The following is a 21,532-nucleotide window of genomic DNA, read 5'->3' on the forward strand; positions in this document are numbered from 1 at the left end:
TACCGCTCGATGGGGTCACTTGAGAGCGAGTCCGTAAACGTCCGCGAAATTGAAATCCTTCGCGACGAAAATGCCGACTTCCTCGCCCTGGTTCTTTTTGAGGACGGGGCGGATATTCTGCGACTGCTGGAGCGATTGCCCGGCCGCGTTGGACGGCTGCGACACGTTATAGCTTCCGCTGCTAGCAACTGCGTTCGATCCCGCCTGTCCGGCCGCATCGATGAGTGACAGCATGACAGCACCGCCGAAGCGCGCCCAAAAGAACGTATCGACACCGCCAGCCATGCCAGCCCGGCCGAGAGCGTCAGACGCGGGCGAGCCGAGTTCGATCGCAACGCCGCGAGGCGTCGTCGCGCGGGTCCAGACCACGAAAAGGCGGTTTTGCCCCTGCTGGAGTCCGCCTTGATACTGGCCGAGAACCTTCGTCCCCTTTTCAAGCAAGACGACACGACCATTCTCGCTGAACACGTCGCGCGGCACGATGCACGAGGTATAGCCCGGCTGCGTCGAGTTCATCGCGGTTTGCAGAATGCAGGGGATCAGCGTCCCGGCCGTGATGAGGTAATTTCGGTTCGGCATCATCGTTGCGCGAGATTCACCGATCGACGATGCCCGGCGCAGCCGGTCGAGTTCGCCGGGCGCTTCCTGTTCCGCCGAAGCGTTCTGGAGGCCCCCGAGCTGACCGCCGCCATTGTTACCGGCTGGCGCCCCAGCTTGCCCGCCCGGGCCGCTATCGTCGCCAGCACCGAACACGAGCAGCGGCGATCGGCGGCTTTGTTGTGCAAGGGTTTGCGCGGGCGACATTTGGTTTGCGCCCCCCTGCCCGGTCGCTGGATATGCGCCCGGCTGAATCGCCGGCACGACTTGGCCGTTCGCGAGCGTCGTCGTCCCCGGTGTACCTGGCGCGACGTTCAACGCCCCGAGCGTCGGCGCGTTAGGGTCGGTCGCAGCGGTGGCGATCGTCGGCGTACCGTTCTGATACTCGGCAACCTGTCTTGCCGTATCGGTCGGCCGCTCCTTGGCGCTTTTTGCCATCGCCATAGTGTTTGTCGTCGCGGAGTCATCGCGACCCCCGAGGTTGATCCACAAGAGCGCCGCAACGACAAGAGCGCCGCCCGCGATCGGAGCAATCTTGCCGGTCTGTTTTGCCCGGCTGACTGGCGTAATACCGCGCTGGATATCGGCCTGTTCGGGCGTGCGGTCGCGGATTGGCGGGGTACGGTCGACAGGCTCGCTATCGGTAATGGGCGGAATCGTGCTCAACGCTCTTCCTCCTTCATAGTCCGCTCCACGAGAGGCGAGGCGGTATCGGTGCCGTGGTCGACGCCGTAGGTTTTGGGGTTTTCGTTGTAGATGCAGACGACTTCCGCACCCCGACGGAGTCGGAATTGTTTGGCTACCGTGTGGATCACCATGAAATCGTCGCGCACGTCGAACGGGACTAGGGTTTCCTCACCCGTAGGCCGCACGAGGTAGACCGCTGGCATTTCGCGGTTTGCAGGAAAGCGCAGCACCGTAAATTGCCCGTTGTCGGAGACTTCCGAGGGAGCGAGATCGGATGAGCCCTGGAGAGAATAGGCGAGGTTGCGCGGCCCTTCCAAAACGCCATGATCGAGGGCGCTTTTCATCGCGGTTTCCTGCACCTTGGCGAGCTGGAGCGCCGCTTGCAGGGTCCGCATCCGCTCTTCCTTCAATCGTTCGTCTTCCGGATACCGAAAGCGAACCTGAAAGAATGTGTCGCGGGCATTGGCTTTGATCGAGCCTGTCCGTGCGGTCAGCTCGAATGTGTAGTTTCGCAACTGCCCGGCGTGCATCGTCGAGACGATCAAGTTCGTCGGACCAGCGCGTTCGCGGGGCTTGATAAATACTAGGTTGCCGCGAGGAACGACCTCCCAAGCGATGCTATCGCCAACAGCGACGTTGACGATTTCCTCGTCACTACCGAACAGCACCTGTGTCGCCGTGCGGAAGACGCCGACGATCCGGTAAACCTGTTCCGGATCATAATTGACGGTGCGAACGCGCGGATCGGCAAAGCCAGCGCGAGGCGTTTCGGATGCCAGTGCGGGAACCGAGATTAGGCCCAGCGCCAAGGCTGCGAGTGCAACCCGCGTCATCGTCCGACCACCACTGGATCAGCACGGTAATTCTCGACTTGGAACCCAAGAGGATTCCGGAAGCGGTCGCCTTCCGTCATTGGCGCATTGGTGTAACCGAACGTCACAGTCGCAATCCAATCCGTTGATGTGGGTTCCGTGGTCGCCGTTTGAACAGTGCGCGTGAAGCGCACGTTAGCAACGCGGTTGTTGATGAAGGTGATGTTTGTTACCCGAGCATTTGCAAACCCGTTTTCACCAAGCACGGCCCGAGGGCTTTTAGGGTTTGCCACGTTCATAAGATCGGACAAGCGCTGTTGCTCTGGCGTAGTTGATAGGATTGCAACAGCGTTAAAGTCTTCCTTACCGGAAGCCGAGTTCCAGCTTTCCCGCAGACGAACGTAATTCGCGAGGAAATACTTAGAAACGGCTTCATCGTAAGCAATCTGTTTTTTGCCACTAAGCTCCGTTTGAACGTCGACAGCGCCGGTCGTCTGATTAACGCGGACGGTGACGAGTTCGATACGTTTCAAAGGGACAAGCATTGCCACAGCCGCAAGGCCAGTAATGCCGGTCGCAGCACCTACACCCGCGATGATGTAGGCAAACCGCTTCGATTTAATTGCAGCGCGTGCGCGATCCTCGTCCCAGCTTCGCGCATCGGCGAAATACTTTTGGAGGTCGGATTTTGAGACACCTTCGGCCAATTTCCGGCTCCTATCAGCAGCTAGCGAAGACCCGACGCGAGGCGTCGGGCGTGAGGGCGGACGTTGCCGCAGGATCGGGTGAGAAGACCTGTGCGGGCGCACCTGGCGCTGATGGCGCTGGGACGGGGACCGGCACGCCCTTTTTACCGGGAACGTACACAACAGGAGGCGCACCCGGCAGGATGCTTCCGTAAGGATTAGCTGGCCGCTTGTGCCGACCATCACAGACAGCGAGCTTTGGCGTCTTGGACGTGGCGCACCCGGCGAGCGGACCCGCGAGAGCGACGACGATTGCCGCGATTCTAAACCCGCGCGAGCGTCGGTTATTCAAATTGCAGTTCATGACGTTCCCCGAGCTAGATTATCGTTTTGAGATTGAGCCGCCCGAGGCACCACGGCCCCCGGCACCACGGCCACCGCCGCCACCCCCGCCGCCCCGCGACGGCAACCACGGCCTAGAGGCAGCGCGAGCGACGTTTCCGACCAGATCGCTAGCGCCAGCGGCAGCGCCGCCAGTGATGCCCGATGCAATGGAGGGAGCTTGGAAAAAGAAGAAAGTACCGAGAGCGTAGAAGCCGATATAAAGAACGGCAGCAGATACATCGTCTTCGATGTTCATTTGACCTAAGACCTTATCCCCAAGATCGGTAATAAGGCTTGCCATTGTCGTTATGATCGCAAGTACGACGATGTAGTTAAACGCCTGATTTAACCAGCCGTTGAAATACCGCTTTCCCCAATCAAATAGCGACAGCGCAATAAATATTGGCCCCATAGCGATAATGATCGCAAGCGATATCAGCGCAAGCATACTGACGCCGAAACCAACGCACGATGCAATTTCAGCGAACAGGCGAACAATGAAGGAAAGAATGTAATACAGGATCGCGCGTGGTGCCATGAGAAGTGGCATTGCGTCAGCGGCGGTTTGAAGTCTGTTTGAAACCTCTATCGATTGAGATTCCAGCGCATCAAACACCATGCCCATCGAGCCGTATTCTTTGCCGGAAATAGCCTCCGTGACGGCGCTAGGCGCGTCGTTGAATAGCGGTCCCGTGATCCAATCCTGATAGGCAACGGTGGTCGCAGCCGTGAAGATGATTGCCAGCTTGACGCCGCGATAGACGAAATCGGTAAGAGGTTCCTGCACTACGCCGCGCATGATCGCGAAAGCGTAGATCGCAATATAAATGACAAGCCCTGCCAAAAGAGGACCGCGAACGGCGTCAACTACATCGCCGTACCGCTGGGTTAGAAACATGTTCAACTGACCGTTGAAGTAAGTATATGCCTCAGTGAAAAGCGTAGGGCTTGCCGGATTCATTGCTATTTCCCTCCGGTGCGCTCGCGAGCGTAATTCTCGCGAGCTACTTGCTGATCGGCAATTTGCGCCGTTCCGCACTCTTCTTCCGGCTGATAAGCGTGCGTGCCTTGCGCCGCCTTACACGCCGCAATGACCTTTTTGCGGACGGCGGTATTCGCCTTGAAGAAGTCCAACGATCGCGGTTGCGCCGCGATCGGGGAGTTTTCCGAACAACCAGCCAGCGCCATCGCGCCAACCATGACGGTCAGAACGACCCTCACTTTTGGCGGCTCTTAGCATAGGCGGCGCGGGCGGCGGCTTGCGTCTCTAGCATCTGTTGGCCGCGCAATTCGCCTTCGGCCGTTCGACGCGCTTGCACCGCCTGGAACTGCATTAGATCGTTTTGGATATGCGCCTGTTCGACGGCGATGCGGGCTTGGATATCCTGCACCTGTTTTTGCGTCGTCGCAGTATCGAGCGAGCGCCGCAGCTCTTCGAGGCCCTTCGTGCGGGTGCCGGTTGCGCTATAGGCAGCTTCTGCAACCGCAGCGTCAGTCGCATAGCTGTTGCCGTTCGTATCGAGAGCCTTGCGCGCGGCCTTTTCGCTTTCCGTCGCATTCGCACCCAGCGCCGGGATATCGACACGCCTTCCGTTGCGAATGTTATTGGCGGCGGTGCCGAGCGATCCGAGCTGATCGTTCGCGCCACTCATCAGCTTTTGGATATCCTTCGCTTCGGAAGGGATCCAATTTCGCGATTGCGAACTGTTGAGGATCGAGCCGATATCGTTGACGTTGGTGATACCGTTGGCGGCATCATACGCCTTCACCGCCTGATTATACGTCTCTTGCAGCTTGTTGAGCTGTGACGCGGCGGTCTTCGCCTGTTCCAGCAGCTTGAGGTATGAAGTCCCATCATAGACGGGGATGCCCTGCGCTGCCGCTGGTGCGGTTGTGCAGAGCATGAGTGCGGCGAGTCCGATTACATATCGTTTCATCGTCTTCTCTCCTTACTTGAGCCACTTGCGGCGGCGGTGGAACTCGGGAAGCCAAACCTTGGGATCGTCGCCCAACTCGGCGCGCAATTCGTCGAGAAGCCCGACAGTCGACGACCGGCCCGACAGGATCGCCAGCGCGTCGTCGAGGCCGTCGAGGTCGAGTTTCACCACGATTGAATCGTGACCCTGCTTGATGAGGAATTGCCGGGATTCCGGAACCAGCTCGCGACGGATCAGATTGAACTCTTTCGCGGTCAGACCCAGCCCGACGCGATAGCTTTCCTCGCTCGCCTTCGGGTTCGGCATGATGATGAGCGTTGCGACCTGGCCGACGATGCTACTCGCGATCGGAGAGCGCAGCGCATGATCCGGGTTCTGTGTGCCGAAGATCAAGAAGGCGTTGCGCTTACGGTAGGTAAGCAATGCGTCTTCGATGTACCGGGTGAATTGCGAGTCACCCAGCGCCTTCCAGAACTCGTCGATATCGATGACGAGACGCTCTTTGCGGTCCAACAGCTCTTCAAACCGCTGGAACATATACATCATAACAGGGGTGCGAACTTCCTCGTTATCGAGGAAATCCGTCATATCGAACCCGAGGAAACGCGCCTCCAGCGAGAGCACATCGGCCTCGTTATCGAATACCCAGCCGAGCGGCCCGCCTTCCGCCCAACGCTCCAGACGCGCGCCGATGCCTTCTGCATCCTTGAACCCCAGCACTTCGCGAAGGGCGCGGATCGAGCGTTGGTGAGCAGGGAGACGGCCGAGAGCAACCAAGCCCTCGTGAATTAGCCGCTCTTCCGCGACAGTCAGATGCGTGTCCTCGCGGCGCACCAGTTGGCGGATGAAACCGCTAAGGAACGACACATTTTCCGGGGTATAATCAAACGCCTTGAGCGGCGCGAAGCCGGTCGGAAGGGCGTTTTGCAGGGACAGATATGTCCCGCCAGATGCGCGGACATAGATTTCCGCGCCGCGATCTTTGTCGATAAAGATTTGCCGCGCGCCGCTCTTTTCCAGCATCGCCATGAAGAAGTTTTGGACGGCGGTTTTACCGCTGCCGGTCGGTCCAAAAATGGCCGTATGACCAATATCAGCAACGTGGAAATTGAAATAGTACGGGGACAGCGCGGTTGTCTGGAGCAGCGCAACGGCCGACCCCCAATGGTTGCTATCGGGCCTTCCAGCCGGGAAAGTATGGAACGGCGACATTGCCGCAAAATTGCGTGACGTGATGACCGAGGGACGCGCGCGCCAAGTGAAATTGCCGGGGAGCTGACTCCAGAACGCGGCTTCGTTCGCGCTTGTCTCGCGTGCTGACACCATCGCCGCGTCCGACAGAGCAGCGCGCGCCGACGACAGGTTATCGTTGAGCTGGCGCACGGTATCGCCAAACACGGCGATCGAGAAATGATGTTCGCCCATCACGAAATGGTTATCCGCCAGATCGTTCGCGGCGTCGTACAGCGCTTCGGCCTGCGACACGGCTTCGTCGTCAGTGCTGCCGAGCTGGCGGCGCTTACGGATCAGTCGCGTCATTCCGTCATTCTTGCCGAGGAACGCAAACGAGTGCGTCATCACGAACTCGAAATCCGCGTTGAGCAGGGAATCAAGCATCCCCGGCCGGGTGCGTGACGGATATTCGCGAATGCCGAAAAGGCCGAGAAAGCGGCTACGATCATGCGCGCGAATTTCGACGGCTTCGCGCCCGAAGATTAGGCGTTCGCCATAGAGCGCCGAACCCAGATGACCACGCACCAGCGGAATCCGCCGATATGCGCCCATCATAATCAGCTCCAGAACCTCCAGCGGTTCGGAGAACAGCAGATCGTCAAACTCATACAGGCCGAGCCGTTTCGGAGAGAGCCGCCCGAGCAGCTTTGCCGTCTCGCTGGCGCGTTCGTTAAACCGCTGTAGGTCTTCCTCGTCGACCTTTGCCAACGCATCGACGCGAGCCTGTTTCGACACCAGATTTTTGAACGCCACCGCGAGCTTGTCAGCAGCGCCGACAGCCGGGCGCATGACGATCGACAGGTAGAGTTCGTTGACGAACATGCGTTCCGACGTGACCCGGCCGCGATACGTCTCGTTGAGGTCGCGGGCGAACTCCGATCGGAATGCGCCATCCGGATAAGTGTCGGTGCGGCGGCGAACGGTATGCGTCCACCATGCAACGCGTTCGTCCGCGCTATTGCGGAGAATGCTGTTTAGATTTTCGTGCCACGAATTGAGGTCCGAGCGATCGGCCGTCTCAAATGCCATGCCGTCGAGACGAAACATCGTCAGGAGCGAGCCGTCATCGAGCGCAATCACATGATCGTCGATATGGCGTGAGTATGGGAGAAAGCGCTTAGGTTCCTGTTCGCGCTTGGCGATGTTCCAAGGCGTCTGGAGCTTTTCGGCGACGGTCGGTTTATTCACCTGCAAAACCCTTGCGCTTGAGAGCCTTCACAGGGAGCGGCGAGTAAGAGCTACCGCCCCACCACGCGCGGTCCCGGTTTTTCCATTTCGTTTGAACGCCGAGGTTCAGGAGCCGGAAGGCGTTGGGATCGTGGCGCACGACAAGCCGGGCGATCCCGAATCCGACGACTGCGACAATCACGCCGTAAATCGGATTGTCCGAGACGATCAGGACGAGGACGCCCGCGATCGCCATCGGAATACCGGCCTCGATGGGGACGCCGAACCACATAGCCGGGCGCGTGACCGCCAAGAAAAGCGGCTCGCTGATTAGTGGTTCGTCGTCACCCAAGATCGTTCTCCAGTTGGTTTAGGCGTCGTCAGCAGCGACCGATCAGCCGCCCACGATTTGATCGAGGAACCACGACGCGCCGAAGATCAGGAAGCAGCCGCCAACGACGGCGATCAGCGGCCCGGCACTCGCGCGGCCGGTGAAGAAGCGATAGCCGGTGACAGCAATCGCGATGACCGCGACGCTCTTTGCGAACGTCCCGGTTACGAACTCTTTGATCGAGTCCGCAAAGCTCTGAATGTTGCCCGTGCCTTGAGCGTAGGCAGGATGAGCGATCAGGCAGCACGCGACCGCCGCAATGGCGAACCGTGTCAGATCCTTTGTACGACGGGCGGAATTATAATGCCCGTTGAGGTGTTCGTGGTGTCGTTTCAGCACTTGTCCGTCCTTTCGGTAGGTGTTGCCCGTCATTGAAACACCATCACGCCTCGCACGCTCGCAGCGGGAGCCTCTCGAACGGGAGAGCCTTCCTCTGGTAGGCGTACAGGCGGAGCGGGTTGGGGATCGGCACGGCGGGCGACCGCGCCGAAATCTGATGGCCGGTTCATGGCTAGAACCGTGGAAGGGGGAGCCAGCTTAGGAAGCCCGGCAATGCTAGGAACGACCGTCCCGGCCGAGCCGTACACGCGGCCGACATAGCCGTTCGTAAAGCCGCGCCATTCCTTGCCGGTGTTATACATCGACAGCGCCGTAGCGAGCGCGTGCTGCGTCGACTGCGAACGCGGCAGGACGCGGAGATAATTCGCGGTCAGCACTGTAGCGGCTGCGGTCAGGCTACGGCACGGATCAAAGGCGTCTTCGATCGACAGGTTTAACCGTCGAAGGTTCGCGCTGTTAATCTGACCTAGCCCGAGGTCGATATTATATCCGGCACGGATAAGGGCATACGCCGTATTTACGGCTTCGGCGTAGCTGCGCGGTTTCGGCTTGGACCGACCACCACGATTGACGCCGATCGCCAGCGAATTGAACCGGCTTTACGTGTGGATCACCGATAGCATCGTTTCAACGGCCACACCTGGCGCGCATTGACGCGCCAGATCAGCGGCAGCAGCGATCGTAAAAATCATGGATGCTGCCCCGGTTAGTGGAGCGAGCTAAATCGTTTCGCGGGGGCCATCCGTAGAGTGACTTGACCGAACAACCTTGCAGTCCACGATCCAGGCGTATGAGCGTAAAATGACGTAGCTATGTCAGCAATGCTGCCCTTACATTACAGTGTTTGTTGAAAGTTTCACTCTTCAATCTCAGAATTTACTCGTACGGGTGAGCATGGAAAAACGGGCAAAACACAATCCTTATAATATTAAAAACAAGGTAAACGTCATAAACAGTCATAGATCCAATCGTTTGGACGGATGGTCGTGGTCAGCTGGTGGGACCGCTTTCGCGCGCCCTTCTCGGCCTCCAGCTCCAGCCAATCATTCATGTTCAATAGTACAAGGCCGACGGCCGTGATCGCCGCGGCATAGCTGGCCTCGTCTAAGAACGCGCGTTACGAGCAAGCATGCCGCTTCCTTACCATCCCCGACCGGGCACAATCGTTATCTGCGATTACACTACAGGCTTCAGAGCTCCGGAGATGATCAAGCGACGGCTAGCGGTTACGATCTCGCCCAAACTCAAACGTCGAGACGCGCTGGTGACCGTCGTACCACTATCAATGTCTGCCCCTACCCCGGTCGAACCATGGCACATCGAGGTGCCCAATGAGATTCCAGAGCCGTGGGGACCAGGGCCGCGCTGGGCCAAGTGCGACATGGTAGCAACTGTGGGCTACACTCGCCTCAACCTTCCTCATAGCAAGCATCGCGTGACCGGCGTTCGGCAGTACCATCAGATCGAACTTGAAAAGGCTAAGGTTGACCAACTTCGCCGAGCTGTCTCAGCAGCAATCGGGATCGTCATTGAACCTTAAGGAACAGCAGCGTATATGCCTCTCGTTCCTGCGCTACCCGGCTTGCCGGGTATCAGGCTTAAGTCCGGAGTAATCCGGCAGGACCCTCGGCGATGCAAGCTAGGGGTTCGATAGACCCCAGCCGGGAAACCGGTTGGGGTTTTTCGTTTAGCGCCTGGGGCACGTATAACTTCTGACAGCAGGCATTTTGGTCGATGGCCCAACAGCGAGCTCGCGATCCCCAGATCACGCCGTTTACTGTTAAAGCTGTACGTTCCTGCCGCTTCGCGATCTGCTGCCGGAACGAGGTCCGGCTCTCCACTAACGAAGCTTCTTTCGCCCGCAGATAGGGCATTTTGGCTGAATGACCTCGGCAAATCACCCGTAAATGCCACTGCCGCCCCCGCGACGTTTATGATAGAAAGCCATATGCTCAAGACAAGAATGAAGCGGGTCGCCGATCGCGGCGATCACGCAGTGCGGCGCCTTGCCGAGATCGAAGCCTCAATCGCGAACCTTTCCAAAGAAGATCTGCTCGATTTGGCTGACATATTTAAAGCCGAACCCCGCTCACCAATCGGGGATACGGCGTTGGTTGAAATGGCGCGACGTAATATCAGCCTTTGAAGACCGATCGAGAACAGGTTAGCAGAATCATGAGCCCCACCGAAGTACATCGATAACGCGCAATGATATCCCGCCAACTCTCACGATCATGATGAAGTAACGGCGTAGCGATGGTGACGAATGAACCCGGATCAATGAGATTGGTACCCTGATACAAGATGACGGGGCCTTCTATCTTCGCCGCGATGTTGGTGGCGCTACGAGCTGGAACTGCACCACACCCCGATAGATCCGGTAACGAAGCGCGTCCGGCTCAGTGGTACGTTGATTGGCTCATGTCTGGCAAATGCCGACGGGGTTGCACCAGTTTAGCTGGTCAAGCATGCCTCTGGTTTACATTGTCAGCTACTCAATGCAATTCTGATTCAACCTGACTAATTGCCGTTGCGCACAAACCACGAACAGCCATGAACCAGCGGATCATTCATGCCTGCGGTCACGAGCGGGCTCACTATCTTTCCGGCTTTGACAGCTAGCAGGAACGAAAGGCTAAGTGGCTCAAGACGACTACCTGTCGAGACTGCATCGTTGCGGAAAAGCGGGCTGAGAAGGTGCCGCGGTAGCGTTAAGAAACGCAAGTCTCACACCTTGCTCTTCCACCGCTAACCGGCACCGATCGGCAAATCAGCTGGGCGTTGACGATCAGGGCCAAGCAGCTTGCAGCGCTAACCAAACCCAAACAGTGACGCCGACTGTAACGCATGCCTTCGATCACTGACGTCAAATGATGGATCGATTGCCGCGATCTGACTGACGTTGATCTGATGGCAGCCGCGAACCAGCGTCAAACATGCAAAACGTGCCGATGCTCATGCCATCGACTACGAATCTCGTGATCGCCCTCTAAAGGCAGAGGCTGACCCAGCGATCCACGCGGCTAAGCCAGACGCATCCCTAATGTGTTCGAGCAGGGTCTAGACCTCCGGAATGAGGTGTTCGATCTCGCTGTTTCCAACCTTGTTTGAACGAGGATTGTGTCCCAAATCGCATGCTTACTCAGGGTATACCAGCAATATACGCCAGACAGTCAGACAGTCTGAAAACGTCATGATGGATTATTGCGTGGTGGCCGGATCGATATGATCCGGCATGGGATACAGGAAGGGCTTTCCCGTGATCAAATACTGCTGCTGGCGTCGGTTGATGACTACGTATCGGTGAACAACCTGACATGGTTCATCGCGGTGTTCATCGACGAGCTAGACATAGATGAGCGTGCTTTTGGCTGGAGCGACCCAAGGCGCAGGTCGGCCCGGCTATGACCCTGCTGATATGCTGAAGCTGTACCCCCACCTCTACGGCTATTTCAACCGGGTCCGGTCGAGCCGGTGCCTGGCGGCAGAGGCGGGACGCGACCTGGGAGTAATGTGGCTGCTGGGCGGCCTGCGACTGGACGTTCGCACGATCGCGGATTTCCGGGGGCGTTCCCCCCAAGCTCCAGGCAATGGCTTACGCCGCCCTCATCTCGCATGCGTTCCGGGTCGCCTCACCCAATTGAATGCCATATCGCGGCCGGGCGGACTGATCCGCAATCGGTATCGATGGGCAAGGGTATCGAATGACGGACTTGTCGGGGGACGACCGAAACAGGCTCGCCCGTCCCGCGCCTATGGAGCGCGGGGTCAACCATCTGATCGCAGGCGGTCATTTCGAACGGAAGTTCGGGCGATGGCCGCTTCCCCCGAATGATGCCGTCGCGACGATCAACGACCTGATCTTCGCCCGCATGATCAACCCCGATTGGTCGGCGCTCCAGCGTACGTGAGATCAAGCACATAGACAATGAGACAGGTCCGAGGAATGCCTTTATCCGGGCGTATCAGCATCTTCTACGGTATATAGCCATACGCAAACTGGATCCGGAGCAGATATGCGTCAGATAATGATTGTTCTTGCCCTCACTTTAGCACCGGTCGCTAGTGCACAGTCGAGTAACGACGTCATCGAACTTCACAATGACACCGGCATGGTCGTCCGTCTGATTCCATTCGGCGCTACGGTTACACAGATCGAAGTCCCCGATCGTGACGGCATCCCCGCGAACATACTGCTCGGCTTCGCGACCCCGGCAGAGTTTCGCGCTAAGAACAGCAAGGTGTCGTTCGGTGCGACGATCGGCCGCTATGCTGGACGGATAGCAGGCGCGGGTTTCACGATCGACGGCAAGCCGGTGCGGCTTATGGCGGACGACGGCCCCAACGCGCTCCATGGGGGCGGCAAGGCCAAGTTCGACACGCAGCAATGGTCGGTGCGGTCGCGAAGCTCCCGAGCGGCAACCTTTAGTCTGGACAGTCCTGACGGCTTCCAAGGCTTTCCAGGGCGACTGCAGGTCGCGGTAACCTATCGGTTGATTGGCGGGAACGCGCTGCAGATCGACTACGAGGCGCGGACCTCGAAGCCGACGGCGCTCAATCTCACCAACCACGCCTATTTCAACCTGGCTGGCGAGGGCAGCGGGTCGATCCGCGGGCAGCGCTTGCAGGTGCTCGCGCGACGCTATGTCGCAACGGACGCCAGCGGCATCCCAACCGGCGCCTTTCCGTCCGTCGTCGGCACTCCGCTCGACCTGCGGCAACCGCGCGCGCTCGGGCAGGCGATCGACAGCCGCGTACCGCCGATGGGCGAGCATGGCTACAACCACGCCTGGCTGTTCGACAAGCCGCTGGGTAGACTGGCGACGGTAGCGCGGCTCGACGATATTGGATCGGGCAGGGCATTGAGTGTGGAGACGACCGAGCCGTCGATCCAAGTGTATTCGGGCGGCTATATCGACGGGTTGGACAAGGGCCCTAGCGGCCGCGTGATGCGCGCGTTCGACGGCATCGCGCTCGAGACGCAGCATCTGTCGGACAGTCCGAACCGCCCGGACTTTCCTACCACGCTACTGCGCCCCGGGCAGGTTTTCCGCTCGACCACGATCTGGCGGTTCGGAGTTAGTTCGCGCTAGCGACGCCGCGGCCGAAAGCGCGGAACGAATGGGCCGGAATGCTAAGCGCGAACGCCGGCCGGCTGTCTCCCATCGCACCGGTGATCTCGCCGGCTGCCGTGAGCGAGGTCGGCCCGCCGATCTCTTGCAGCCGCGCCGCACCGGTGACGCCGACCCGGATGGTGACCGCCGTGTCGCGGTAGTTCTCTATAACGAACGTGCCGTTGTCGTAGGTAAACAGCGCGACCTCGGCGGGGGCATCGAGCAGTACCGGGGCATGACGCGCCAGCACCGAGCGCAGCTGCGTCAACACCGGCTGGGGCAGCGCATAGAGGTCGGCCGGGTTCTCAGGCACGGTCACCATGTACAGCGTGCCCTTCGAATAATGGTTCATCAGCAACATTGGATAGCCCTTGGCGCCGGCATATGCGCGCACCAGCATCCAACTGTCGTTGGTGTAGAAACGGATGTCGGGGATCAGCACCGGTCGTGGATCCGACGCGTCGACGAGCGGGGTGCCGTTGCCAGCCCCGAAGCCTTGGATGTAGTTCGACACGCTTACGGTGTTTCCAGTGGGGTTCCATTCTGCAAGGTCGGCAAAGCCATGACCGGACAATGCCTTAACAAGTCCGGAGGTGACCACGACGTCGGCACCGCGCCGCAGCGAGCCCTTGATCTTCTCGATGATCGCCGGGTCCGCAGCGGCCGCCTCCGTTAGCAGCACCGTGTCGGCGGTGTCAGGATATCTAGGCGACAGTTCGACCGGCACGCCCATCGTGCCGAAGTAGTTGTGAAGGAAGTCCTCGCCCGACGACTGATAGGGCTTGTAGCTCGCGACGCCGACTGGCTTGCCAAGCGCCCCCAGGATCGGATCTATCCGCTCGAGCGCGAGCCCCGCCGCACGGCCCCAGCCGGGTGTTCCCGGCGTGCCACCTGATCGCCAGCGCGCCAGCTCGGAGGTCCAGTCGAAGCTCGTCCGGTCGGACGACCATGGCCTGTCGCCGGCGATGGCCGGCGCATCCTCGCTCATCGGACGCCAGTTGAACAAGGTGACCTCGGGCGCCTTTGCCCAGAACGTGTCCCACAGCTGTTCCGCATAGCGATCAACCGAGCGAATGCTGGCAATGTCGACCCACCCCCCGCCATTCCCGCCGGGGCGAATATTCTCGTAATAGCGGATGATCAAATAGCTCTCATATTGCTGCAGAAACTGATCGGTCAGCGTCGGATCGCGCGTCTCCGTGCCCGCATAGATACCGTCGAACGCCTGCGCGTTCTGGTCGAGATCGTAACCCAAGCCCTGGAAATGCTCGTACCAGTTCGGGTATTTGATAATCATCCGGACGCGCGCATTCTCCGCCTTGGCGGGGCGGATCACCAGGTCACGCGCTACCTTGCGCATGCTGTCGAGCCGATATTGCGTCCAGCTGCGCTTGCCCTTGGCGGCGATGTTCGCGTCGGATTTCGACGTGTAGAAGAACAAGTCGTCCAGGATCACTTCGTCGAAATGGCGTGCTGCCAGCCGGCTGGCGCGTTCGCATTCTGCCCCATCGTCCGCATCCTCATAGTCGAAGGTGCCGAACTGGCCATTCTTCCCACCGGCCGCGAGCGTGATGCCGCCCGCGGTCGCGATGCCCTTCTCGTGAAAATAGCCCTTCACCCGCTCCAACTCCTCGGCGGTCGCGAATTCGTGGTCGCGATACGCCTCGATGTAGACCTTATCGAAATGCAGCTACGAGGCGGCGCGAGCGAACTGTCGGTCGAACGTCGTGCGGTCCGCGAGGGCGCGGGCGTCCTTGACCGCGATGTAGATCGCGGCGCGTAGATTGGCATAGCGTGCCACCGGCCGCATCGGCGACTGCTTTATCGGAGCCTGGCCCGATTGCGCGATTGCCGTGGTTCCGGCTCCCATTGCGGCCATCAGGGCCAAGGCGCGCCATACCGTCATCTGCATTCCTCCCATGTCGTCTGTCGTTGGTCGTCGCCGTCAGCGGTTCCGTCTCGCTAGTTCGACCGGCCGGCCAGTGTAGGTGACCTCCGCGTCGTACGCGTCGTCCTTGGCCGTCTGACCCGCGACGACCCATTTCACGCGCAACTTGCGCGTCGCAGGCATGCCTTCCCATCTGCCGCCTTCAAGTGGCCCGAAGCGCACTGTGCCGCTGCGGTCGTCATAGGCGATCGGAATGCGCGAGAAGGCGCCCGTCTTGTATCCGGTGGACCGTCCGTCGTCCTCGTACAGCGAGAAGCTGCCGTCGGCGCCCGGGTAGATCAGGATCGTCAGCGGCGCGTCGCGGCGCTCGTCAACATATTGCGTCACCGGTCCCGTCGGCACGATCGCCCCCGCCCGCACGAACAGCGGCAGCCGTTCGAACGGCGCGTCGACCGTAGCGCTGGTGCCACCCTTATAGACCCGGCCGCTATCGAAGTCGTACCAGGTCGTGCCGCTGGGGAAGTAGACCGACCGGTTGCGCGCCTTGTACGACGTCACCGGCGCCACAAGGAACGCGTCGCCGAACAGATACTCTTCGTCGATCCGGCGCACTTGGCGGTCACCAGGGAAGCCGGCCGCGAGCGCGCGCATGATGCTGCCGTCCTTCATGTAGGTGTCGGCACCCACCGTGTAGATGTACGGCAATAGGCGATAGCGCAGTTCGTCGTAGCGGATCATCGACGCCCGCATCGGTGAGCCTTCTGGGCTGATCTCGTAGATCTCGCGATACGGATATTCGCCATGGCTGCGGAACAGTGGGCTGAACGCGCCGAACTGGAACCAGCGCAGATTGAGCTCGCGCCACTCCTGCAGATCGGCTGCGGTCGGCGTCTTGCTTGCGAAGCGATCCTCGACCGCAAAGCCGCCGATATCGTGCGTCCAGTTCGGGATGCCCGACATCGATGCGTTGACGCCAGCCGAGATCTGCGCTCGCAGATCGTACCAGCGGCTGGCCACGTCGCCCGACCAGATCGCTGCGCCGTAGCGCTGCAGACCGGCGAACCCGGAACGGGTGAGCAGGAACGGCCGCACGTTCGGCTTGTACGCGGTCCAGCCGTCATAAAAGGCGCGCGCGTTCATCAGCGGATAGCTGTTGAAATACTGAGCTGCGGGCCCGATCGCCGTCGGCCCCATCTGTTCGATACGCTGGACGATCGAAGTGTTCGAATGCTGGTCGGGCTCGGACGCGTCGGCCCACCAGGCATCGACGCCCAGGTTCGCGAGCCGCCCCTCGATCTGCTTCCAGAAGATATCGCGTCCCTTGGCTGAATAGGGATCGTAGATCGTGCTGGCGAAGCCTGGGCCGACCCAGTCCTTGTTCCCCTGGCGCAGATTGCCCTGGTACACGAGACCCGCCGCCGCGAGCTCCTTGTACGTGTCGGTCGTGGGATAGAATTTCGGCCAGACCGAGATCATGAAATTGGCGTGATCGCCGTGCACGTCTGTGAGCATCTTCGCCGGATCGGGAAAGCGCGTGGCGTCGAAGCGGTGGCTACCCCACTCGGGGTCGCGCCAATAGCGCCAGTCGAGCACGATGTTGTCGAGCGGGATGTTCATTTTGCGATACTGATCGACCACACCCGTCAGCTGGTCCGCGGTCTCGTAGCGCTGACGCGACTGCCAGAAGCCGTACGCCCATTTGGGCATCATCTCCGACTTGCCCGTGATCTGTCGGTATCCCGCGATCGCGCCGTCGATGCCACCGCCGGGAATGAACCAATAGTCCTTCGCCTGACCTACCTCGCTGGTGAACCACAGCGAATGGCGGTCCGCGTCGGGCATAGGATCATTGTGAAAGAACGCGATGTAGCCGGCGTTCGGCTCCCACTCGATACGGATTGCCACAGGCTTGCCGGCCGTCATCGGCAAATCAACGTTGGCGAACCACGGGTTCCAGTTCTGTCGCCAGCGGTCGAGCACGAGCTTCCCGTCGGCGTAGACCTTGTAGTAGCTCGACCCGTAGAGCTTGAACTTGTGGGTGCCAGTCGCGGTAGGCATAACGTCACCGCTCCACACCACCGTCTGCTTCTGCACCGCGTTGCCAGCGGTGTTCTGGCCGCCAGTCGCCGCGACGGTACGTGCCTTCGCGGCCTCGGGCCACTTCTTTTGATCCTCGATGAACTGGTAGTCGATCGTGGGCTCTTGCCGCGTCACTGCGGACTTGCCGTCCAGGAAATACTCGGCCCGCCAGCCGGGCTTGCCACCGCTCGTGACCTTCATTCCCTCGCCTACGAAGGCGTAGGGCTTGGGATTGCCGACGCGAGTGATCGAATTATTGTCCCACAGCAGGCCGTAACCACGCGTCGAGACGACGAACGGAACGCCGATGTCCATGTTGTGCTGCGCGAGTTCAACGTCTTCGCCGTTATAGTCCATCTGCGTGTTCTGATGCTGGCCGAGACCGTAGAGCGCCTCGTCGGTGCCGCGGTTGAACTGCTGCGAGACGGAGACATATGGCTTCCCGTCCGCGGTGGCCGGCGCGAAGCGGACGGGACCGGCTTCGGCGAGCAGCGGCTTGCCGGAGGGGTCAAGGAAGCGGACCTGACCGGTGGCGAGCGCAACTTCCGCGGTTGCCTTGCGGGTGGTGATACGCACCTGTCCGGCGGACTTGGCCACTTCGAACGTACCCACGGCGGGCGGCTGCGCCACCATCAGGCTTGGAGCGCGAGGGGCCGTACCGGCACCCTTCGGCGTCGTGACGACGTGGATGATGCCGTCGCCGTGCACGGAGACCTCTACGCTCGCGGCGGAACCACCTGCGGGGGTCACCTTGACGCCCCCCGTGGTTCGTTCGAACCTCTGTGCGTGTGCATGAACTGTTGTCATCGCGCTGCCGAGCAGCAGCGCCGTTAAAATTGCCTTCATCGTCATTCTCCCGGATGTCGTTCGTGGCTCAGTGCTAATGCCCCCTCGTGGACTTCAGCACTCGCGGCCGTTCTGGAAATCGCTAGACTCTCAATATTCTGGTGTCCCGCCCCAGGGCAGGTTGCGCTGCGTGCATTCCCGCTGGAACGATACCTTGCGGGCTCATCGAACCTCCACGGGGTCGCCGTAGAACAGGCCGCGACCGTCTGTACCGATATAGACGCGGCCTTCGCGCCGAGGATCGCCCGAGATGACACGGTACCGTGCACCCCAGCGATGCGCGTCGTCGTCGATACGCGACCAGCTTCCCCCGCGGTCTACCGATCGCCACACACCGTGAATGCCGTCGAGCGTTCCGACCGCGAACAGGCCGTTCTTGCCGAGCCCGTAGAGTTCGACACGGAGGTTGCCGCTGGCCGGCGCGAAGCTTTGCCCGGCATCGGTGCTGAGGAACAGCCGCTCGCCCGCCTGCAGCCACAGCGAGCCCGTCCGCGCGGGGTCTGCGACAAGCGCGCTCTGCGCCTCGCGGTCCTGTCGCCCGGCCCGGCTGAGACCGGCGGGCAGTCCGCGCGCCGTCACGGGCGAGAAACTAGCCGCCGCATCGCGCGAAACGAGTACCCGGCTGCGCTCGACGTCCACGGCGTAGAATAGACGCGGATCACGCTTGTCGGCCACTGCGCGGGTCCTGCCCTGCAGGCCGCGAACCACGGACCAGCTGTGTCCGCGATCGCGTGAGACTTGCGGAACGGGGGTCGCCACCACCATCGTCGCGCCGTCCGCCGAGACGGTGATCGGCCAATCGCCATTCAGATCCTCGCGTTTCGCCGGATCACCCATCGGCGGCAACTTGACCATCGTCCACGTTCGGCCGCCATCCTCGGAGCGGCCCATCGAAGCCTCGCGTGGGCGATCAAGATACAGGCTGCCGCTACGCACGATCACGTTCGGGTTGAGCCCGGCGTAATCGACATTGTTGGTATTCGACATGTACGGATTGATGAAGGTCGGCTGTGGCGAACGGTCGAGATCATCATGGACGAAGCCGGCCAAGTCCCCAAAGCCCGAGATCAGTGGCGCGCCGCCTGTCGGCGACGCGAGGGTGATGACTGCGGTCTGTTCGATGCCCTTGGTCCACGGCGTCCAGTTGACGCTCGTACTGCTCACCCCGTGTGTCGCATAGACCGTCGCACCGGTCGTATAGGCGATGTGTGCCGGATCGAATGGATCGATTGCAAGACCTGAGATCCAGTGTCCGAAATCCGCGCCTTTGCCTTCATGCAGCAGGAACGGCGTCTCGGATACGTTGCGCCTGCTGCGAGGACCGACATCGTCCCAGCTGCGCCCGTCGTCGCGACTGATCCAGAGCGAATCCCCATGCCGATATCGGTCGACGGTCGTGACCGCGACGGTGCCTGGCGTCATCCGCGAGACCGAAACACCAAGGAATGCTCCCTCCGCGCCGGTTTCGCGCCACGCCGTCGGCGTCACGTCGCGTCCGCGTCCGTCTGCCTCGTAGCGCCACACCGCGCCGGTCGCGATTCCGCTTGGTCCAAGCCCGCTCGCATAGCCGACCCACAACACGCCACGCTCATCGACCACGCCCTTTGCCGCCAGCATCGGCGGTCCTGTGACCGCAACCCACGTCTGTCCACTGTCGTCCGATCGATAGAGATGTACTTCACCCGGATCTGCTACGCCCGCCCATATTCGACGGGACGGCCTGCTTTCACTACCGCTTGTTTCGTCGATCGCCACGAAGGAGACGCCGCCATGCGTTTTTCGGGACGCCGGGCGTCCGAGCCCCGCGACGGGGAAGCTTGCGACCTTGCCCCAGGTCGCACCGGCATCTTCGCTGCGCCACAACCCGTCATGACGCGAACCGAAGAACAGGCGACGCGTCTGATTTGGATCGACAGCTAGCCGCTCGCCGAGCCCGCGGCCGTCCTCATTACCGCCCATCGCGAACGGCACCGGCGTGACGCGCCATGACCGCCCCCGATCCCCGGACCGGAGGATCGCGGCCGGTTGGCCCGCGTTCATGCCGGCGGCCATGTAGACAATATCCGGGCTGCGCGGATCGGGCGCTATGCTTTCGATGCCCATGTAGCTCGGGACGGCGTTGCCGTCCTGCAGCGGCAGCCAGCGCTGTTCCCTGTCGTCCCAGCGATAGGCGCCCCCCATATCCGTGCGCAGATAGGCGAGACCGCGCTCCGCCGGGCTGAAGACGATGTTGGGAGCATAGCCGCCTGCGCCAACCTTCACGTTGGTCCAGCGGTACGGGGCAATTTCAGGCGGGCGAGCCGACGCAGGAACCGTGAGCATCAGCACAGTTGCACCAATCGCGCGCCATCGTCTAGGAAGTGATCGGATCATGAGGGCTCCCGCATCGTTGCAGTGCAATTTCGTGCGATGACCTGTTCGTGAGCCGGCATTGCGGTCCCAGCTTTATTAATCATGTCGCAAGTGCACCTTACCAGATCGACGGCCGCTAATACATCACCCGTCGACTCTAACTCTTAAATGGCCTTAAAACCGTACACCTGCATTGTCAGAGTCTGGCCGTCATAGCTTAATTAAATCATCGTATATTCGATCAACCAGATGGGGAGGCCAAACACCAAAGACGGTGGCGTCAAGATTGACCTACCTGCCTTCGTTCTCGACCTTGCGGATCAGGATCATGAGGTCTTCGATAATCGATCGAGACGCAATACTGGCGGAAATTGGGTCATGCGCGGCAATAGCATCGAGTACCGCCCTGTGCGCTGCAAGGCCTGCGTCGCGGTCGTTGAACCGGTTAGTAAAGCTGATTGAAGTCCGCAATGCAGTCGAGACGAAACTCTCGAACTGACTGAAAAAGGGATTGTTGCATGCTTGTAGAATGGCGATGTGAAACACGATAGTAGCCTCAAGTGCGTCATCATCGCCTTGCTGAGATGATTCCATCTGTGCATAGCCAGCGGCAATCACCGCAATATTTTTAGGCGTCGCAGAACGCGCAGCGAGCTGTGCAGCCATCGGCTCAACGGCAAGGCGAAACTCAATAAAGCTGCGCAACAAAGGTAGCGTGAATCGACGTTCGAGCAACCAGTTGAGCACGTCAGCGTCGAAGAGGTTCCATGCTGAGATGGGCTGTATAAAAGTTCCTTGTTTCGGACGCGCATAGAGCAAACCCTTCGCAGTCAGCATCTTGATCGCCTCACGTGTGACCGGCCGACTTACATGATGCTCAGACGCCAAAATGGCTTCCGTAGGAAACCGCTTTCCATCGTAACGCCCGGTAACGATCTCACGCCCCACGAAATTGAATAGCCGCTCAGTCAAATTTCGGCCCGGTGTCATGCGCATCTGGCTTGGCTTAGCTTCGGTCAT

Annotated in this window: 19 protein-coding genes and 1 pseudogene; 5 read left to right on the forward strand and 15 right to left on the reverse strand. The window is 60.3% G+C overall.

From position 1 onward, the window contains the following. Positions 1–15: 15 nt before the first annotated feature. The 10 genes from virB10 to IFS44_RS17430 all read right to left on the reverse strand — a co-directional run bounded on the left by virB10 (position 16) and on the right by IFS44_RS17430 (position 8,817). Positions 16–804, reverse strand: coding sequence for a type IV secretion system protein VirB10 (gene virB10 / locus IFS44_RS22815; RefSeq protein ID WP_342366469.1), 789 nt, complete (start codon positions 802–804; stop codon positions 16–18). A gap of 455 nt (positions 805–1,259) precedes the next feature. Continuing rightward, positions 1,260–2,117, reverse strand: coding sequence for a P-type conjugative transfer protein VirB9 (gene virB9, locus IFS44_RS17390; protein WP_010218643.1), 858 nt, complete (start codon positions 2,115–2,117; stop codon positions 1,260–1,262). Then, positions 2,114–2,803, reverse strand: coding sequence for a virB8 family protein (locus IFS44_RS17395; RefSeq protein ID WP_192099393.1), 690 nt, complete (start codon positions 2,801–2,803; stop codon positions 2,114–2,116). Before IFS44_RS17395 ends, virB9 begins: the two co-directional genes overlap by 4 nt. A 361-nt stretch (positions 2,804–3,164) precedes the next feature. Beyond that, a complete protein-coding gene (locus tag IFS44_RS17400) occupies positions 3,165–4,127 on the reverse strand; it encodes a type IV secretion system protein (protein WP_192099394.1) in 963 nt (320 codons plus the stop codon). A gap of 2 nt (positions 4,128–4,129) precedes the next feature. Continuing rightward, the gene (locus IFS44_RS17405) at positions 4,130–4,387 is read right to left on the reverse strand and encodes an EexN family lipoprotein (protein ID WP_192099395.1); all 258 of its coding nucleotides are present in this window, start codon (positions 4,385–4,387) and stop codon (positions 4,130–4,132) included. Further along, the gene (locus tag IFS44_RS17410; protein WP_192099396.1) at positions 4,384–5,103 is read right to left on the reverse strand and encodes a type IV secretion system protein; all 720 of its coding nucleotides are present in this window, start codon (positions 5,101–5,103) and stop codon (positions 4,384–4,386) included. Before IFS44_RS17410 ends, IFS44_RS17405 begins: the two co-directional genes overlap by 4 nt. A gap of 12 nt (positions 5,104–5,115) precedes the next feature. After that, positions 5,116–7,524 (reverse strand): VirB4 family type IV secretion/conjugal transfer ATPase, encoded by a 2,409-nt coding sequence (locus IFS44_RS17415; RefSeq protein ID WP_192099397.1) that lies wholly within the window; start codon positions 7,522–7,524, stop codon positions 5,116–5,118. Next, entirely contained in the window at positions 7,517–7,855 is a 339-nt protein-coding gene (locus IFS44_RS17420) for a type IV secretion system protein VirB3 (RefSeq protein ID WP_026046796.1), read from the reverse strand. Before IFS44_RS17420 ends, IFS44_RS17415 begins: the two co-directional genes overlap by 8 nt. A gap of 42 nt (positions 7,856–7,897) precedes the next feature. Beyond that, complete coding sequence (locus tag IFS44_RS17425; RefSeq protein WP_192099398.1) at positions 7,898–8,266, reverse strand: TrbC/VirB2 family protein; 369 nt, start codon at positions 8,264–8,266, stop codon at positions 7,898–7,900. Further along, positions 8,263–8,817, reverse strand: a complete 555-nt coding sequence (locus IFS44_RS17430) for a lytic transglycosylase domain-containing protein (protein WP_244650407.1) — start codon at positions 8,815–8,817, stop codon at positions 8,263–8,265. The genes IFS44_RS17425 and IFS44_RS17430 overlap by 4 nt, the downstream gene beginning before the upstream one ends. 545 nt (positions 8,818–9,362) lie before the next feature. Here IFS44_RS17430 and IFS44_RS22965 point away from each other — a divergent pair. From IFS44_RS22965 to IFS44_RS17450, 5 genes and pseudogenes are all read left to right on the forward strand, one after another. Beyond that, complete coding sequence (locus IFS44_RS22965; protein ID WP_192099399.1) at positions 9,363–9,773, forward strand: type II toxin-antitoxin system PemK/MazF family toxin; 411 nt, start codon at positions 9,363–9,365, stop codon at positions 9,771–9,773. A gap of 423 nt (positions 9,774–10,196) precedes the next feature. Continuing rightward, entirely contained in the window at positions 10,197–10,379 is a 183-nt protein-coding gene (locus IFS44_RS17440) for a hypothetical protein (protein ID WP_244650396.1), read from the forward strand. Between the two features lie 1,209 nt (positions 10,380–11,588). Beyond that, positions 11,589–11,792 (forward strand): annotated as a pseudogene (locus IFS44_RS22970) (transposase); the annotation flags it as partial. 145 nt (positions 11,793–11,937) lie between these two features. Then, complete coding sequence (locus IFS44_RS22355; RefSeq protein ID WP_192142880.1) at positions 11,938–12,144, forward strand: hypothetical protein; 207 nt, start codon at positions 11,938–11,940, stop codon at positions 12,142–12,144. 117 nt (positions 12,145–12,261) lie between these two features. Next, positions 12,262–13,326, forward strand: a complete 1,065-nt coding sequence (locus IFS44_RS17450; RefSeq protein ID WP_192099402.1) for an aldose epimerase family protein — start codon at positions 12,262–12,264, stop codon at positions 13,324–13,326. Here IFS44_RS17450 and IFS44_RS17455 read toward each other — a convergent pair. From IFS44_RS17455 to IFS44_RS17475, 5 genes are all read right to left on the reverse strand, one after another. Continuing rightward, entirely contained in the window at positions 13,313–14,965 is a 1,653-nt protein-coding gene (locus tag IFS44_RS17455) for a hypothetical protein (RefSeq protein ID WP_192099403.1), read from the reverse strand. The genes IFS44_RS17450 and IFS44_RS17455 overlap by 14 nt on opposite strands. A gap of 72 nt (positions 14,966–15,037) precedes the next feature. Continuing rightward, positions 15,038–15,253, reverse strand: coding sequence for a hypothetical protein (locus IFS44_RS17460; protein ID WP_192099404.1), 216 nt, complete (start codon positions 15,251–15,253; stop codon positions 15,038–15,040). 39 nt (positions 15,254–15,292) lie between these two features. Further along, on the reverse strand, positions 15,293–18,160 hold the full coding sequence (locus IFS44_RS17465) for a glycoside hydrolase family 31 protein (protein WP_192099405.1): 2,868 nt from the start codon (positions 18,158–18,160) through the stop codon (positions 15,293–15,295). Positions 18,161–18,322: 162 nt separating this feature from the next. Next, the gene (locus IFS44_RS17470) at positions 18,323–20,482 is read right to left on the reverse strand and encodes a hypothetical protein (protein ID WP_244650397.1); all 2,160 of its coding nucleotides are present in this window, start codon (positions 20,480–20,482) and stop codon (positions 18,323–18,325) included. Between the two features lie 321 nt (positions 20,483–20,803). Further along, positions 20,804–21,532 carry a FadR/GntR family transcriptional regulator gene (locus IFS44_RS17475; RefSeq protein WP_192099406.1) on the reverse strand — a complete coding sequence of 243 codons (729 nt, stop codon included), beginning with the start codon at positions 21,530–21,532 and terminating at the stop codon, positions 20,804–20,806.

The organism is Sphingomonas sp. CFBP 13706 (genome assembly GCF_014842355.1).
Classification (GTDB): Bacteria; Pseudomonadota; Alphaproteobacteria; order Sphingomonadales; family Sphingomonadaceae; genus Sphingomonas; species Sphingomonas aerolata.

Coding starts and splice junctions, on each gene's coding strand:
- IFS44_RS17450 (WP_192099402.1), top strand. CDS start 12,262: ATGATTGTTCTTGCCCTCACTTTAGCACCGGTCGCTAGTGCACAGTCG.
- IFS44_RS17440 (WP_244650396.1), top strand. CDS start 10,197: ATGAAGCGGGTCGCCGATCGCGGCGATCACGCAGTGCGGCGCCTTGCC.
- IFS44_RS17465 (WP_192099405.1), bottom strand. CDS start 18,160: ATGAAGGCAATTTTAACGGCGCTGCTGCTCGGCAGCGCGATGACAACA.
- IFS44_RS17475 (WP_192099406.1), bottom strand. CDS start 21,532: ATGACCGAAGCTAAGCCAAGCCAGATGCGCATGACACCGGGCCGAAAT.
- IFS44_RS17460 (WP_192099404.1), bottom strand. CDS start 15,253: ATGACGGTATGGCGCGCCTTGGCCCTGATGGCCGCAATGGGAGCCGGA.
- IFS44_RS17425 (WP_192099398.1), bottom strand. CDS start 8,266: ATGACGGGCAACACCTACCGAAAGGACGGACAAGTGCTGAAACGACAC.
- IFS44_RS22965 (WP_192099399.1), top strand. CDS start 9,363: ATGCCGCTTCCTTACCATCCCCGACCGGGCACAATCGTTATCTGCGAT.
- IFS44_RS17410 (WP_192099396.1), bottom strand. CDS start 5,103: ATGAAACGATATGTAATCGGACTCGCCGCACTCATGCTCTGCACAACC.
- virB10 (WP_342366469.1), bottom strand. CDS start 804: ATGTCGCCCGCGCAAACCCTTGCACAACAAAGCCGCCGATCGCCGCTG.
- IFS44_RS17470 (WP_244650397.1), bottom strand. CDS start 20,482: ATGCTCACGGTTCCTGCGTCGGCTCGCCCGCCTGAAATTGCCCCGTAC.
- virB9 (WP_010218643.1), bottom strand. CDS start 2,117: ATGACGCGGGTTGCACTCGCAGCCTTGGCGCTGGGCCTAATCTCGGTT.
- IFS44_RS17400 (WP_192099394.1), bottom strand. CDS start 4,127: ATGAATCCGGCAAGCCCTACGCTTTTCACTGAGGCATATACTTACTTC.
- IFS44_RS22355 (WP_192142880.1), top strand. CDS start 11,938: ATGACGGACTTGTCGGGGGACGACCGAAACAGGCTCGCCCGTCCCGCG.